We start from the raw sequence: 13,680 nt of genomic DNA, 5'->3' as shown, positions 1-13,680 counted from the left end.
TAGAAAGGACACATGGCGGTTCGCACACCTGATCCCGATCCGGAACCCGAAGACTCGGGGCTCGGCTCCTTCGACGGCGCCGCGCCGGCGTCGGGGGCGAATCCCGGCTGGCTGACCGACGTCGAGCTCGAAGAGGCTCGTCGTCGCATGCCGATGCTCTACGTGGAGGCGATCCCCGTGCGAACCGACGGCTCGGGGGTGGTGACCGAGATCGGCATCCTGCTGCGATCCACGCCTCTGGGTGAGATGACCCGCACGATCGTGTCGGGCCGGGTGCGCTTCGGTGAGACGATCCGCGACGCGCTGTTCCGGCACGTCGAGAACGACCTCGGGCCGATGGCCTTCCCGCTGCTGCCGCCGCAGCCGCTGCCGTTCACGGTGGCCGAGTACTTCCCGATCCCGGGCGTGAGCGCCTATCACGACGACCGTCAGCACGCGGTGTCGCTCGCGTTCGTGGTGCCGGTGACCGGCACCTGCGAGCCCCGTCAGGACGCGCTGGAGGTGACCTGGTTCACTCCCGAGGAGGCGGGCTCAGACGCCGTCGCCGCCGAGATGGAGGGCGGCCGTGGCACGCTCATCCGGCAGGCCCTCGCGAACCTCGGCCTGCTCCGGTAGCGCGCGCCCGCGCTCCGGCTCCGTCGAGTGCGTCGAGTCCGTTGAGGGCGTCGAGCGTCGAGTGCACGGGAAGTCGCCGAGTGCACGGGAAGTAGGCGTGAACAAGCCGTGCAGTCGGCGAATTCGTGTGCGCTCGGCGGCAGGATGCGCCGCGGCGAGTGAGCGGGTGGCGGTGCGTCAGGCCTGCGTCAGGCGCGCGAGCTCCGCGACGAAGGCGTCGACGTCGTCTTCGTGCGTGTCGAAGCCGCACATCCAGCGGACCTCGTTGCGTGCGGCGTCCCAGTCGTAGAAGCGGAACGACTCGCGCAGTGCGTCGGCGACGCCGTCGGGCAGCGTCGCGAAGACGCCGTTCGACTGGGTCGGCTGCGTGAACGAGACACCCGTGATCGAGCCGTCGGCGATGCCGGCGTCGATCGCTCCGCGGAGGCGCTGGGCCATGGCGTTCGCGTGCTGCGCGTTGCGTAGCCACAGGTCGCCCTCGAGCAATGCGATCAGCTGAGCCGAGACGAAGCGCATCTTCGAGGAGAGCTGCATGTTGAACTTGCGGGAGTAGCTCAGACCGTCGGACGCCTCGGGGCTCAGCACCACGATCGCCTCGCCCAGCATCGCGCCGTTCTTCGTGCCGCCGAAGCTGAGCACGTCGACGCCGACGTCGCGCGTGAAGGCCCGCAGCGGCAGGTCGAGCGCCGCGGCCGCGTTCGAGATGCGCGCGCCGTCGACGTGCAGCTTCATGCCGCGCTCATGCGCGTGATCGGCGAGGGCCTTGATCTCCTCGGCCGTGTAGAGCGTGCCGAGCTCGGTCGACTGCGTGATCGAGACCACGAGCGGCTGCGCGCGATGCTCGTCGCCCCAGCCCCAGGCCTCGCGGTCCACGAGCTCGGGGGTGAGCTTGCCGTCGTCGGTCGGGACGGTGAGCAGCTTGAAGCCGCCGATCTTCTCGGGGGCCCCGCCCTCGTCGACGTTGATGTGGGCGGTGGATGCCGCGATCACGGCGCCCCAGCGCGGCAGCATCGACTGCAGGCCGGTGACGTTGGCGCCGGTGCCGTTGAACACCGGGAACGCCTGCACGCCTTCGCCGAAGTGCGACCGGAAGACCTCCTGCAGGCGCGCCGTGTAGGCGTCTTCGCCGTAGGCCACCTGGTGGCCGCCGTTGGCCGCGGCGATGGCGGCGAGGACATCGGGGTGGATGCCGGAGTAGTTGTCGCTGGCGAATCCCCGGATCGCGGGGTCATGCTGAATGCTCACCGACCCAGTCTATTTGCGCGGCGGAGCGCGACAGGCCTACCGGATGTCCGTACCCCCGCCTACCCTCTTAGCATGCAGAGAACCGCGGCGAAGACGGCCTTCGCGAACGTCCTCGTCAACACGCTGATCGCCAACGTGACGACGAGCTTCCTCTGGTTCGCGCTGACGTTCTGGGTGTACATCGAGACGCAGTCCGTGCTCGCCACCGGCATCATCGGCGGCGCCTACATGCTCTTCATCGCCTTCTTCGCGATGATCTTCGGCACGATCGTCGATCGTCACCGCAAGCACACCGTGATGCTGCTGTCGAGCGTCGTCTCGGCCGCGGCCTTCCTGGTCGCCGGCATCCTCTACGTCTGGCAGGGAGAAGCGGCGCTGCTCGACCTCGGCGGTCCGTGGTTCTGGGCGTTCTCGCTGGTGATCCTCTTCGGCGGGGTCATCGAGCAGCTCCGCAACATCGCCCTGTCGACGACCGTCACCCTGCTGGTCGACGAAGACAAGCGCGCCAACGCGAACGGCCTCGTCGGCACCGTGCAGGGCCTGGCCTTCCTCGTCACCAGCGTCTTCTCCGGGCTCTCTATCGGCTTCCTCGGCATGGGCTGGACCCTGGTGATCGCGATCGCCGCGATGGCGCTGACCTTCGTGCACCTGATGTTCATCCGCATCCCCGAGGGCACACCGGAGCCCGACCCGAACGCATCGAGCGCGCTCGACTTCCGCGGCAGCGTGCAGGCGATCAGGCTCGCACCCGGCCTGTTCGCGCTGATCATCTTCTCGACGTTCAACAACCTCATCGGCGGCGTCTACATGGCGCTCATGGACCCCTACGGACTCACCCTGTTCGACGCGCAGACGTGGGGCTTCGCGCTGGCGTTCGCCTCGACGGGCTTCCTGGTCGGCGGAGGTCTCGTCGCGAAGTTCGGACTCGGCCCGAAACCGATGCGCACCCTCCTGCTCATCGTCATCGCGATGGGTCTGCTCGGGGCCGTGTTCATGCTGCGGGAGTGGTGGCCGCTGTACGTCGTGGGCATGTGGGTCTACATGGCTATGGTGCCGCCGGCCGAGGCCGCGGAGCAGACCGTGATCCAGAAGGTCGTGCCGTTCGAGCGGCAGGGGCGGGTGTTCGGCGTCGCGGCGGCGATGGAGGCGGCCGCCGCCCCGATCACGGCCTTCCTCATCGCGCCGATCGCCGAGTTCCTGATCATCCCGTACATGAAGACCCCGGCCGGCGACGCGCAGTGGGGCTGGCTGCTCGGGCAGGGCGAGGCCCGCGGCATCGCCCTGATCTGCCTCTTCGCTGGGCTCATCATGGTCGTCGTGGGCGGTCTGGCCTTCCTCACGAAGTCCTACCGGCAGCTGACCGAGCTGTACGCCAACGCGCCGGCGCAGGAGATCCCCGGCGGAGAGGGTGACAGTGCGGCGGATGCCGACGACGGCGCTTCGTCGGCAGCTGCGGACGTGACGGAGCGTGCCGAATCGGGCGGGGTTCCCCGTTCGTCCGGGCCTGTACTGATCGATCCGGTATCAGCTCGCGGTGGACGAGCAGGGGCGGACGGCAGGGAGGCGGCCGACGAGGGGCGCGATCGGTGAGCCCGCAGCACGCCGCGGAGCCGGGGGAGATCAGGATCGTCCCGGCGAATCAGGCCGGGTGGGATGACCTGCAGTCGATCCTCACGGGGTCGGCGGCGCGGTGCCAGTGCGAACGGCAACGCCTCGGTGACGGCGACTGGTGGAACATGCCCGTGGAGGAGCGGCGCGATCTGCTGAGGAGCGAGACGCACTGCGGGGATCCGCGTGCGACGGAGACGATCGGCCTCGTCGCCTACCTCGGCGACGAGGCGGTCGGCTGGTGCGCGGTCGATCGGCGCAGCGTCTACGGGCGACTCCGTGGATCGTCGGTGCCGTGGAAGGGCCGCGACGAGGACAAGAACGACGACGGCGTCTGGGCGATCGCGTGCCTCATCGTGCGACCGGGCTTCCGCCGCCGGGGTCTCACGTACCCCATGGTGGTCGCGGCGGTCGACCACGCCCGCGCGCAGGGCGCCACGGCGATCGAGGGATACCCCCTGCTCACAGGAGGCTCCACGGTCTCGTGGGGCGAGATGAACGTCGGCGCGGTCGGCCCATTCGCCGCGGCCGGATTCACCGAGGTCAGCCACCCGACGACCCGACGCGTCGTGATGCGGCTCGATCTCTGAGCGGCCGGATTCCACCCGCCGAGCGCCCGCGTCCGCAGCCGCCGTCAGGCGATGTCGATCACGCGGTCGTTGAGCTCTGCGGCATCCGCATCCCACAGTGCGAGGACGGCGGTTGCGAGAGCGGCAGGGTCGAGCGCCTTGGCGCGGAACACGACGGATGCCGCACGCAGCGGCTCTTCGGCGTCGCGAGCCGCCTTCGCGAAGCCCTGCCCGACCGCCCGCGCCCACGCTTCACTCGCCGCCTTCACGGCCGCGTAGTTCGCCCCTCCGGCGAGCGGCCTGGCGACGGCCGTCGACGAGACGACGGCGAAGCGTCCGGCATCCGAGGTGCGCAGCGCGGCATCGAAGGCGCGGCTCGTGGCCCGTACCGCGAGCAGGGCGGGGAGAAGGGCGTCGAAGTCCTCGTCGGACTGTCCTGCGAGCCCGCCGCCGCCGCGCCATCCGCCGACCAGCGGGAGCACCCCGTCGACGACGTCGAGGCGTGCGACCAGCGAGGTCATCTCCTCCACGGAGGTCGCATCGGCGACCTCGACCTCGGCGCCGGCATCGGCGAGCGGCGCCAACCGCGACGCCGAGCGCCCGGTGGCGACGACCCGAGCTCCCGCCGTCAGGAGTGCGCGCGCGACGACGAGCCCCGCATCGCTGGTGGCTCCGGCGAGGACGATGGTGCGACCGCTGACGCTCATGACGGGTTCCCCTTCCTGTGGCATCCGATTCTCGGACGAACGCGCCCTTCTCGGACGATCCTCCCCGAATCATCCGATAAACGGGAGATCCTCCGAAAGCGGGAGGGTCTCCGAGAAACGGGAGGGTCTCCGAGAAACGGGAGGGCGTCCGAGAAGGGCGCGTGTGATCAGTCGTCGGTGCCGCGGATGCCGACGGTCGACTCGATGACCGGCTTCATCTTCTTGTCGAGAGTCTCGAAGAACATCGACAGCGGGAACTCGTCGTCCATCACGGCGTCCGTGTAGCCCTTGGGGGCGCCGGCGAGGATCTCGTCGGAGAGCCCACGGGCCCACTGCGACGCCGGGTGCGGCGTGAGTGTGCCCCGGACGAGTTCGTACGCGGCCAGCCAGTGCGCGACCTTCGGGCGGTCGATCGAGTGCCAGTACAGGTCGTCGATCGCATCGCCCAGCGCCACGACGGCGTCGGGGACGTTGTCCCAGTCGAACGCGAGAGCGGTGTCGGTCCAGTGCAGCACGCCCCGCTGGTGCAGCCACGCGAACAGCAGCTGGCCGCCGACCGCGTCGTAGTTGCGGGTGCGGTTGCCGGTGATCGCGAAGCGGAAGATCCGGTCGAAGATCACGGCGTACTGCACGAGCCCGGCGTGATCGTGCATCTCCCGCTCGGCCTCGGTCAACTCCTCGCCGGCGGCGATGCGGGCCGCGAGGGCGCGCTCGATCTTCACCGACTCGCGGAACGCGGTCATGTCGCACCGCATCTCCTCCAGCGAGTAGAGGAAGAACGGCATCCGCTGCTTGATCATGAACGGATCGAACGGAAGGTCGCCGCGCATGTGCGTGCGGTCGTGGATGATGTCCCACATCACGAACGCGCGCTCGGTCAGCGCCTGGTCGTCGAGCATCGCCGCAGCGCGCTCCGGCAGGTCGAGGTTGGTGATCTCGGAGGCGGCGCGGGTGACCCGGCGGTAGCGGGCGGCTTCGCGGTCCTGGAAGATCGCACCCCACGTGAAGGAGGGGATCTCGCGCATCGCGACGGTCTCGGGGAACAGCACCGCCGAGTTCGTGTCGTAGCCGGGCGTGAAGTCGACGAGACGCAGCGAGACGAACAGCTTGTTGCCGTAGTCGCCGGCTTCGAGCGCCGCGATGAACTCCGGCCAGATCGTCTCGACGATGAGCGCCTCGACAAGGCGATCGCTCGACCCGTTCTGCGTGTACATCGGGAAGATCACGAGGTGGCGGATGCCGTCGACGCGGTGCTGCTGCGGCTGGAAGGCCACGAGCGAGTCGAGGAAGTCCGGCACGCCGAAGTCCTCGGAGGCCCAGCGGTCGAAGTCGACGATCGAGGCGGCGAGGTAGTCGGCGTCGTGCGGGAAGGCGGGAGCCAGGGCGCGGATGCCGGAGGTGATCGCGGCGACGAGTTCGCGTGCGACGCCGTGGTGCGCGGCATCCGGAATGGAGCCGTCCTTGATCTGGAGCTCGCGGATGGCGATCGCGGCGTCCTTGAGCTGCGCCCAGGCGGCGCTCTGCTCGGCGATCGCGGCGTCCTCGACGACCTCGGGTTCGCCGACGATGGCCTGTGCAGCGGAGCTGGTGGCGGAAATGATGGACATCGGGACCTCCGATCGGAGAATGTGGCGGAAAGATTCCGGCATATACGGAATCCTGACGATAATCTTACATCCATGGATGACTCTGTCGACCGCGCGATCCTCGCCGAGGTCTCTCGAGACGGCCGCGCCACGCTCTCCCAGCTGTCGGATGCCGTGGGCCTCTCGGTGTCGGCCGTGCAGTCGCGCCTGAAGCGCCTCGAGACGCGTGGCGTCATCACCGGCTACCGCGCGATCCTCGACCCGGAGCAGGCGGGCACGCCGCTCTCGGCCTTCATCGAGATCACCCCGCTCGACCCCGCGCAGCCCGACAACGCCCCCGAGCTGCTGGAGCACCTCGACGCGATCGAGGCCTGCCACTCGATCGCCGGAGACGCGAGCTACATGCTGTTCGTGCGAGTGGCCTCTCCCCGGGCACTGGAAGGACTGGTCCGCGACATCCGCCTCGCCGCGAACGTGAGCACGCGCACCACGGTCGTGCTGCAGACCTACTACGAGCACCGGCCGATCATCCCCGTCGGCTCCGCGGACTGACCTGATCGCCGCGGATCAGATCGCCGCGCCGATCATCGCCTCCCCGAGGGGCGTCCGCAGGTGCAGCATCCGGTTGCCCTCGCGCTCGCTGCCGATGAGTCCTGCGCCACGGAGCACGGTGAGGTGATGGGATGCCGTCGACACCGCGATGCCGGCATCCCTCGCCACCTCAGAGGTGGTGCGCGCGACTCCCGCGTGCAGCAGGATGTCGGCGCGCGCAGGACCCAGCAGGGCGCCGAGCGCGTCGGCCACCTCGGCCGCGTCGCGCGCCCAGCCCGCGGTGACGCCGCGCGCGGGGTAGTAGAGGGTCGGCTGGGCCGGCGGTTCGGTGAGCACCATGCAGCCCCACGACGACATCACCGATGGCACGAGCACGAGTCCGCCTCCGCGGCAGTCGACGTGCTCGCTGTGCCGTCGCAGCTGCACGCGCACGGCCCCCTCTCCCCAGCTCACCCGCGGGTGCAGATCCTCGGCCATGGCGGCGATGCCCGACGATGCGATGGTCCGCGACCGCACCGCGATGTCGGCGCGCAGCAGCCGCTCCAGCTGAGGCCACACCGGCGCGAGCACGGCATCCCACACCTCCGGCCAGGCGTCGGCGATCATCGCCCGCGCCCGCGCTGGACGCTCCTGCATGTCTCTGAGCGCTCGCTGACGCGCCCCTGTCGACCGGTCGACCATCTTGCCGAAGTCCACGCGCATGCCGTCGAGGGGCGTCTGCCGCAGCGCCTCCCGCTCGGCGTCGGGCGTCAGATCCCACGCCGCGGCCGTCGTGAGGAAGTCGGGGAGGTAGCCGTCCTCGCCGATGACGACGGCGAGCAATTCGAAGCTCCGGCGGGGGAGGCGCTCGCGCACCGCTCGGAGCCATCCCCACTGCAGCGGATGCTGCGCCGGGCGCAGCAGCACGCGCACGGCGTGGGCCAGCTCGTGCCCGGGGGAGATCCCGAAGCGCACGGCCTGGATGTCGCCGGGGCTCAGGTGGAACTCTACCCGGTGATCCGGATGCTCGACGCCTTCGATCGGAGCGGAGTTTCGATCCACATCGAAACTCTAGGCCGTGTCGGTGGGGGTGTCGAGACTGGACCCATGAACAGCGCACCGACGTCCGCAGGAATCGTCGCCGCGGCGGACATCCGCATCGGCACAGGTCGCAGCCGTCGCTTCGAGGGCGGCGAGCACGGCGCGGCCGTCTCGTACTTTTACGTGGAGAATCAGCCAGGACAGGGGCCAGGGCTGCACTGGCACCCCTACCCTGAGACCTGGGTGGTGCTCGAGGGCACCGCGCAGATCACCGTCGGCGACGAGACGCTGCTGGCGGTGGCGGGAGACACGGCCACCGGGCCCGCGTTCGTCCCGCACCGCTTCACCAACGTCGGCGAAGGAGTGCTGCGCATCATCGGCATCCACGCCTCGGCCACCATCATCCAGACGTTCCTCGACGAGGACTGACACACAGGAGAGCACATGTCGTTCCAGGCATACCTCGACAACATCGAGACCAAGACCGGCCTCACCCCCCGGCAGTTCATCGAACTGGCCACGGAGAAGGGATTCGGCCCCGAGACCAAGGCCACCCCGATCGTCGCCTGGCTGAAGGAGGAGTATCAGCTCGGCCAGGGGCACGCGATGGCCCTCGTGCACATCATCACCAAGGGACCGCAGATCAGCGACAAGCACGTCGGCAAGGGCGGGGCCCACGGCGATGCGTCGGACACGCTGTGGCTCGACGGCAAGGACAGCAAGCCCGCACTCTGACCCCTCTACAAGGAGCACCGACATGGCCGTTCGCGCCGATCTGAACATCTCCCTCGACGGTTTCGCGACCACCACAGACCAGACGCCGGAGAACCCCTTCGGCGAGGACTGGGGTCGGCTCGTCGCCGCCTACACCGCCACCCGCACCTTCCGCGCCCGCGTGCTCGGCGACACCTCCGGGGAGGGCACGACAGGACTCGACGAGGACTACGCCGCCGCGTACTTCGAAGAGGTCGGCGCCGAGATCATGGGCGCCGGCATGTTCGGCCTGCACCAGCACGGCGACGACCCCGACTGGCGCGGATGGTGGGGAGACGAACCGCCGTTCCACGTGCCCGTGTTCGTGCTCACCCACACCCCGCGCGCCTCGATCGAGTTCGCGAACGGCACGGTCTTCCACTTCATCGAGGCGACCCCGCAGGAGGCGCTGGCGCGCGCGACCGAGGCCGCGGGCGACGGCGACGTCCGCATCGGCGGCGGCGCAGACGTGGTGCGGCAGTTCCTGCGGGCGGGGCTCATCGACCGGCTGCACGTGGCCGTCGCGCCCCTCGTGATCGGCAGTGGAGAGCGCATCTGGGACGGTCTGCGCGGCATCGAGAACGACTACGCCGTCCGCAGCGAGGTCGCGGAGAGCGGCGTCACGCACGTCACCTTCACCCGTCGCTGAGCATCCGATCCTCCTCCGTGCGATCGCGCGGGCGAGGTCGCGCCGTCGCGGGCTCGCGTCGCGTCGCGTCTGTGCGGGCGCGGGTGCGGGCGGGGTCGCGTGGGCGCGGGCGGGGTCGCGTGTGCTCTCGTTCGGGAGGAGATATCACGTTCGGGAGGAGGATTCCGCGCGGATCCTCCTCCCGAACGTGAGTTGTCCTCCCGTGGGGAGTCTCCCCCCCTCGAACGTGAGTTCGCGTCGCGTCGCGTCGGGTCTGCGCGGGCAGGCACGTGGTCTCTGTGCGCGTGGTCGCGTGGTCGCGTGGTCGCGTCGCGTCTGCGCGGGCGCGGGCGTGGGCGTGGGCACGGGCGTGGGCGCGTGTGCTCGCGTTCGGGAGGAGATATCACGTTCGGGAGGAGGATTCCGCCCGGATTCTCCTCCCGAACGTGAGTTCTCCTCCCGTGGGGAGTCTCCCCCGGTGGGGAGTTCTCCTCCCGAACGTGCGTTGTCCTCCCGTGGGGAGTCTCCCCCGGTGGGGAGTTCTCCTCCCGAACGTGCGTTGTCCTCCCGTGGGGAGTTCTCCACCCGAACGTGAGTTCTCCTCCCGAACGTGAGTTCTCCTCCCGTGGGGGTTCTCCTCCCGAGGTGGCGCCGGCTCCTCGCCGGGGTGAGGGCTTCGCGTCGTGTCTCGTCTCGCTCGACGGCGGGAAAAGGAGTGACCAGTAGGATTCCCTCCGTGGCAGCATCCTCGAATCGCAAGAAGAAGTCCCGTCGCGCTCCCGTCCGCACGAGCGGGAACCCGGCGAAGAAGCCCGTCGTCGAGCTCGGCCCGGTGACGGCATCCGACTGGATCGGCGCAGCCCGTCTGCGCACGCTGCCGCTCGCGATCGCGCCGGTCGTCATCGGCACCGGAGCTGCGCGCAGCACAGGACCGGAGTTCCACTGGGTCATCGCGCTGGCGTGCCTCGCGGTCGCGGTCTTCCTGCAGATCGGCGTGAACTTCACGAACGACTACAGCGACGGCATCCGCGGCACCGACGCGCACCGTGTCGGACCCGCACGCCTGACCGCCTCGGGCCGGGTGTCACCGCGCACCGTGCTGATCATCGGCCTCGTCTTCTTCGCTCTCGCGGCGGTCGTGGGTCTCGCGATCGTCATCCGCACGCAGCAGTGGTGGATGCTCGCCGTCGGAGCGGTCTGCATCGTCGCCGCGTGGTTCTACACCGGAGGAAAGCGCCCCTACGGCTACTTCGGCCTCGGCGAGGTGTTCGTGTTCGTGTTCTTCGGGCTCGTCGCCACACTCGGCACGACCTGGGTGCAGATCTTCGCGCTGCCGCAGCAGGCGTGGCTGGGTGCGGTGGCCGCTGGACTGTTCGCGTGCGCCGTGCTGCTCGCCAACAACCTCCGCGACATCGACCAGGATCGCCTCGTGGGCAAGCGCACCCTCACGGTGCTGATCGGCGCGCGGGCGACCCAGGTGCTCTACACCTTGTTCGTGCTCGCGCCGTTCGGCATCTCGACCTTCCTCGCGCTGCTCTTCCCGATCGCGTGGATCGCGCTGCTGGCACTGCTCGCCGCACTCCCGGCGCTCGTGATCGTGTGGACCTACCGCAAGCCCGGCGAACTCGTCATCGCCCTCGCCCTGACGTCGCTCGCGGCGCTCCTGTACGCGGGGGCGCTGTTCTGGGCCTTCGTCGGCTGACGCGCGTCTCAGCGGGGAGATCTCGCGTCTCAGTCGGGGAGACGTCGCGTCTCAGTCGGGGAGACGTCGCGTCTCAGCCGGGAGACCTCGCGTCTCAGTCGGGGAGACGTCGCGTGTCACTCAGGAGACGACCTCGCGTTTCAACCGGGAGACCGGGCGTTTCAGCCGGGAGACCTCGCGTCTCAGTCGGGAAGACCGCGCGTGTCACTCAGGAGACGAGGTTTCCTCCTCCTCCGTCGCTCGGATGCTCGACGGGGAGACGGTAGCCGAACTCCTCGCGGAGCGACGGCGCAGCGGCCCCGAGGCGCATCGCGAGAGAGAAGAGCGCGGTGAGCCCGAGCAGCAGGATGATGGCCGTCACGACGGCAGGGGTGAGATCCGGAGCGGTGAGGCCCAGCACCCCGGCGCCGAGCAGCACCCACACCGCGGTGGCCGTGCGGAGGTCCGCGGCGAGCACCGTCGTCGCTGCGGATGCTCGCCCCTGATCGGCGGCCGTCGCGACCCTGCCGGCACGAACCCGCTGGAGGACACGACGCAACTGGTCGATGCGAAGGGCTCCGAGGACGAGAAGCGCGAGCACACAGAGCGGACCCACAGCGGCTCCGACGACCTGCGCCTGTGCGGAGACTCCCGTCGGCGGACGGAGCGAGAGGACGGCGCAGGCGAGGGCTGCCGGTGTCAGCACCATGAGGAGGGGCGTCGCAGCGCGATCCAGCGCGGAGCGCTCTCGGCGCTCCTGGGCGTCCACCCGCTTCTGAACGTCATCGTCGGCCACGCGCACTCTGGCTGGTCCCTGCTCGCCGAGCGCTGCGGTCGGGAGCCGGTCGGCCGCGACGCGGGCCCAGCGGCGGTCGGCGGCGAGCAGGACGAGCACGACAGGGATGCAGAGCGCGCCGATCACCAGCGAGACGGCGGCGATGAGGGGGAGTGCGTCGGCGGCGAGGAGGATGCCGCCCGTGCCGAGGGCGATCACGCCGATGGACGTGGTCGTGGCGACGGCGGCGACCCGCGGATCGCGCCCGATCGGTCCGCGCACTTCGACGGCGTTGCGCAGCTCGCGCGGGTCGGCTGTCCGCGCGTACATCCGGACGAGGGCGAGCTGTCGTGCGGTGGACGCGTAGCCCCACGTGATGAGAGACAGGGCGCCGCCCAGAACCGCGGCGAGGAGCGGGCCGCCGAACACCTCGATGAAGTCGGTCGGGGAGTCGGGGAAGACGAACCTGCCGAGGAGAGCCAGGAGCAGGAGCGTGCACAGGAGCAGGCCGCATCCGACGGCGGCGGCAGCGGAGAGGCCGACAAGAGCGTCGCCGATCAGCACGCCCGGGGTGGGCGGCAGCTCGCGGCCACGTCGGCGTCGTCCGTCTCCGAGAGGTCTGCGGCGTGAGGTCACGAGACCAGGCTCTCATGTGCGGACGCCGCACGAACCACGGGAAGCGGGCTCAGGACTCGGAGTCGAGTGCGTCGTCCTCGGCGTTCGCATCCGACTCGGCGCCGGTGGTGCGGGCCTGACGACGCTCGTGGAGGCGCGTCGAGGCGTCGGTGAGCGGCGTGCGCAGGAATAGCAGCGAGATGCTCACCCCGATGAGGGCGGAGAAGATCGCGGCGAGCCACCAGAACTCCCGGAAGATCGGGAAGAAGAACCAGAGGATCGCGAGCGGGACGAGGAACGCCAGCAGCCGCAGCACGGTGTAGACGATGATCGGTGCGGGCTTCACCCGTCCAGTCTACGTTCGCCGCGGGGGGTGCTCGATCCCCAGGCGGGCGAAGGGGATGCCGCGCACCACGCGCCGCCAGGGGTGCTCGCCCAGCGACCACAGCATCCGCGCGTCCGGGTCGAGTGCGAGGTCCTGGCATCCCGCGGGCAGGGGCTGGGCGGCGCGGCGGAGTGCTCCGGCCGGTCCCGTCCACAGGGCACCGGGGCGCAGCTGGTCGGACTGCGACGCGAAGTAGGTGGCGCCCCAGCGCACGGCGCCCTGGAGGTGCGGGATGCCGGGGGCGATGAGCCCGCCCTCGACGGCGGCGAAGCCGTCTCCCTCCTGCGCGGGCATGAGGAACTCGCCGATCCGGCCGTCTCCGCCGGTGCGGTACTCGCCGATGAGCACCCTCGGCAGCGGCTCGCCGTCGGCGTCGAACACGCGACCGAGGAACGAGCACCGCAGCGCCACAGGGTGGATCCTCGTGCGCACCGCGACGAGCGCGCTCCGCCGCAGAGACCCGGTCAGGCGTCGGGCGTCGGCGCCGCGCACGGTGCGGAGACGGGCGAGATCGAACTCCCAGATCCCCTGCATGGTGGCCGCGGCGAAGAGGCGGTCGCCGAACCACGCGAGACCGCCGACGTGGATGCGCGCGGGTTCCAGCTCTCCATCCGGACCCTCGATCACGAGGGCGACGTCGCGGTGCCGCGAGCGTTCGAGGTCGATGAAGGAGACGCGCGAGGCGAGGTGATGCCTGTCCCTGTCCTGACGGAACCAGCTGACCGCGAGGGTCCGTCGACCGTCCAGGATGCCGAGATCGACGCCCTGCGGATACCACCGGTTCGTCCACGCCCGCGCGGTGAGCCAGCGGAGATCCAACGTCTCCCGGGATCTCCGGCGCAGGGGTCTCCCCGAGGATCCGAGTGGTCGCGGCATCCCCCTATCGTGAGGGATCGACCTGGGAGCGGGCGGGCAGGACACCCCGTGTTCACCTCGACGTC

General features: G+C 70.0%; 15 protein-coding genes. 8 read left to right on the top strand and 7 right to left on the bottom strand.

Annotation, left to right across the window (positions count from 1 at the left end; genetic code table 11):
- Nucleotides 1-12 precede the first annotated feature (12 nt).
- Nucleotides 13-615: an NUDIX hydrolase family protein gene (locus ACFY5A_RS01765; RefSeq protein ID WP_105672819.1), complete on the top strand. Its 603-nt coding sequence runs from the start codon at nt 13-15 to the stop codon at nt 613-615.
- Nucleotides 616-792: 177 nt separating this feature from the next.
- Here ACFY5A_RS01765 and ACFY5A_RS01760 read toward each other — a convergent pair whose 3' ends face one another.
- The gene (locus ACFY5A_RS01760; protein WP_387231429.1) at nt 793-1,860 is read right to left on the bottom strand and encodes a threonine aldolase family protein; all 1,068 of its coding nucleotides are present in this window, start codon (nt 1,858-1,860) and stop codon (nt 793-795) included.
- 72 nt (nt 1,861-1,932) lie between these two features.
- Between ACFY5A_RS01760 and ACFY5A_RS01755 the strand changes: the two genes are divergently transcribed.
- Together ACFY5A_RS01755 and ACFY5A_RS01750 are read left to right on the top strand one after the other, a co-directional pair.
- Nucleotides 1,933-3,450 carry an MFS transporter gene (locus ACFY5A_RS01755; RefSeq protein ID WP_387231427.1) on the top strand — a complete coding sequence of 506 codons (1,518 nt, stop codon included), beginning with the start codon at nt 1,933-1,935 and terminating at the stop codon, nt 3,448-3,450.
- The gene (locus tag ACFY5A_RS01750) at nt 3,447-4,058 is read left to right on the top strand and encodes a GNAT family N-acetyltransferase (protein ID WP_387231425.1); all 612 of its coding nucleotides are present in this window, start codon (nt 3,447-3,449) and stop codon (nt 4,056-4,058) included. Before ACFY5A_RS01755 ends, ACFY5A_RS01750 begins: the two co-directional genes overlap by 4 nt.
- Nucleotides 4,059-4,102: 44 nt before the next feature.
- Here ACFY5A_RS01750 and ACFY5A_RS01745 read toward each other — a convergent pair whose 3' ends face one another.
- Together ACFY5A_RS01745 and ACFY5A_RS01740 are read right to left on the bottom strand one after the other, a co-directional pair.
- On the bottom strand, nt 4,103-4,744 hold the full coding sequence (locus tag ACFY5A_RS01745) for an SDR family NAD(P)-dependent oxidoreductase (protein ID WP_387231423.1): 642 nt from the start codon (nt 4,742-4,744) through the stop codon (nt 4,103-4,105).
- Between the two features lie 167 nt (nt 4,745-4,911).
- The gene (locus ACFY5A_RS01740) at nt 4,912-6,351 is read right to left on the bottom strand and encodes a DUF6421 family protein (protein ID WP_387231421.1); all 1,440 of its coding nucleotides are present in this window, start codon (nt 6,349-6,351) and stop codon (nt 4,912-4,914) included.
- Between the two features lie 72 nt (nt 6,352-6,423).
- On the opposite strand from ACFY5A_RS01740, the gene ACFY5A_RS01735 reads away from it, so the two are divergent.
- Nucleotides 6,424-6,882 carry an Lrp/AsnC family transcriptional regulator gene (locus tag ACFY5A_RS01735; protein ID WP_105672814.1) on the top strand — a complete coding sequence of 153 codons (459 nt, stop codon included), beginning with the start codon at nt 6,424-6,426 and terminating at the stop codon, nt 6,880-6,882.
- A 15-nt stretch (nt 6,883-6,897) separates the two neighbouring features.
- Here the strand turns inward: ACFY5A_RS01735 and ACFY5A_RS01730 are convergent, their stop codons facing one another.
- The gene (locus tag ACFY5A_RS01730; RefSeq protein ID WP_387231418.1) at nt 6,898-7,923 is read right to left on the bottom strand and encodes a DUF5937 family protein; all 1,026 of its coding nucleotides are present in this window, start codon (nt 7,921-7,923) and stop codon (nt 6,898-6,900) included.
- Nucleotides 7,924-7,968: 45 nt separating this feature from the next.
- Between ACFY5A_RS01730 and ACFY5A_RS01725 the strand changes: the two genes are divergently transcribed.
- From ACFY5A_RS01725 to ACFY5A_RS01710, 4 genes are all read left to right on the top strand, one after another.
- Nucleotides 7,969-8,331: a cupin domain-containing protein gene (locus ACFY5A_RS01725; RefSeq protein WP_105672812.1), complete on the top strand. Its 363-nt coding sequence runs from the start codon at nt 7,969-7,971 to the stop codon at nt 8,329-8,331.
- 15 nt (nt 8,332-8,346) lie between these two features.
- The gene (locus ACFY5A_RS01720) at nt 8,347-8,637 is read left to right on the top strand and encodes a DUF4287 domain-containing protein (protein ID WP_387231416.1); all 291 of its coding nucleotides are present in this window, start codon (nt 8,347-8,349) and stop codon (nt 8,635-8,637) included.
- A gap of 22 nt (nt 8,638-8,659) precedes the next feature.
- Nucleotides 8,660-9,304, top strand: a complete 645-nt coding sequence (locus tag ACFY5A_RS01715) for a dihydrofolate reductase family protein (protein WP_341941364.1) — start codon at nt 8,660-8,662, stop codon at nt 9,302-9,304.
- 715 nt (nt 9,305-10,019) lie between these two features.
- Nucleotides 10,020-10,985, top strand: coding sequence for a 1,4-dihydroxy-2-naphthoate polyprenyltransferase (locus tag ACFY5A_RS01710; RefSeq protein ID WP_341941365.1), 966 nt, complete (start codon nt 10,020-10,022; stop codon nt 10,983-10,985).
- 208 nt (nt 10,986-11,193) lie between these two features.
- Here ACFY5A_RS01710 and ACFY5A_RS01705 read toward each other — a convergent pair whose 3' ends face one another.
- Genes ACFY5A_RS01705 through ACFY5A_RS01695 form a run of 3 tightly spaced genes read right to left on the bottom strand, consistent with a single transcriptional unit; the run spans nt 11,194 to nt 13,615 of the window.
- Nucleotides 11,194-12,375, bottom strand: a complete 1,182-nt coding sequence (locus ACFY5A_RS01705; protein WP_387231413.1) for a hypothetical protein — start codon at nt 12,373-12,375, stop codon at nt 11,194-11,196.
- Between the two features lie 49 nt (nt 12,376-12,424).
- Nucleotides 12,425-12,700, bottom strand: a complete 276-nt coding sequence (locus ACFY5A_RS01700; protein WP_341941367.1) for a DUF4229 domain-containing protein — start codon at nt 12,698-12,700, stop codon at nt 12,425-12,427.
- Between the two features lie 9 nt (nt 12,701-12,709).
- Nucleotides 12,710-13,615, bottom strand: a complete 906-nt coding sequence (locus ACFY5A_RS01695; protein ID WP_387231411.1) for a hypothetical protein — start codon at nt 13,613-13,615, stop codon at nt 12,710-12,712.
- Nucleotides 13,616-13,680: the final 65 nt, after the last annotated feature.

The sequence above is a fragment of the Microbacterium sp. NPDC012755 genome (genome assembly GCF_042901325.1).
Taxonomy (GTDB): domain Bacteria; phylum Actinomycetota; class Actinomycetes; order Actinomycetales; family Microbacteriaceae; genus Microbacterium; species Microbacterium natoriense.
The sequence above is the reverse complement of the archived record's forward strand: the minus strand, read 5'-3'. Positions and strand labels throughout refer to the sequence as shown.

Coding starts and splice junctions, on each gene's coding strand:
- ACFY5A_RS01725 (WP_105672812.1), top strand. CDS start 7,969: ATGAACAGCGCACCGACGTCCGCAGGAATCGTCGCCGCGGCGGACATC.
- ACFY5A_RS01755 (WP_387231427.1), top strand. CDS start 1,933: ATGCAGAGAACCGCGGCGAAGACGGCCTTCGCGAACGTCCTCGTCAAC.
- ACFY5A_RS01740 (WP_387231421.1), bottom strand. CDS start 6,351: ATGTCCATCATTTCCGCCACCAGCTCCGCTGCACAGGCCATCGTCGGC.
- ACFY5A_RS01735 (WP_105672814.1), top strand. CDS start 6,424: ATGGATGACTCTGTCGACCGCGCGATCCTCGCCGAGGTCTCTCGAGAC.
- ACFY5A_RS01720 (WP_387231416.1), top strand. CDS start 8,347: ATGTCGTTCCAGGCATACCTCGACAACATCGAGACCAAGACCGGCCTC.
- ACFY5A_RS01695 (WP_387231411.1), bottom strand. CDS start 13,615: ATGCCGCGACCACTCGGATCCTCGGGGAGACCCCTGCGCCGGAGATCC.
- ACFY5A_RS01715 (WP_341941364.1), top strand. CDS start 8,660: ATGGCCGTTCGCGCCGATCTGAACATCTCCCTCGACGGTTTCGCGACC.
- ACFY5A_RS01745 (WP_387231423.1), bottom strand. CDS start 4,744: ATGAGCGTCAGCGGTCGCACCATCGTCCTCGCCGGAGCCACCAGCGAT.
- ACFY5A_RS01765 (WP_105672819.1), top strand. CDS start 13: ATGGCGGTTCGCACACCTGATCCCGATCCGGAACCCGAAGACTCGGGG.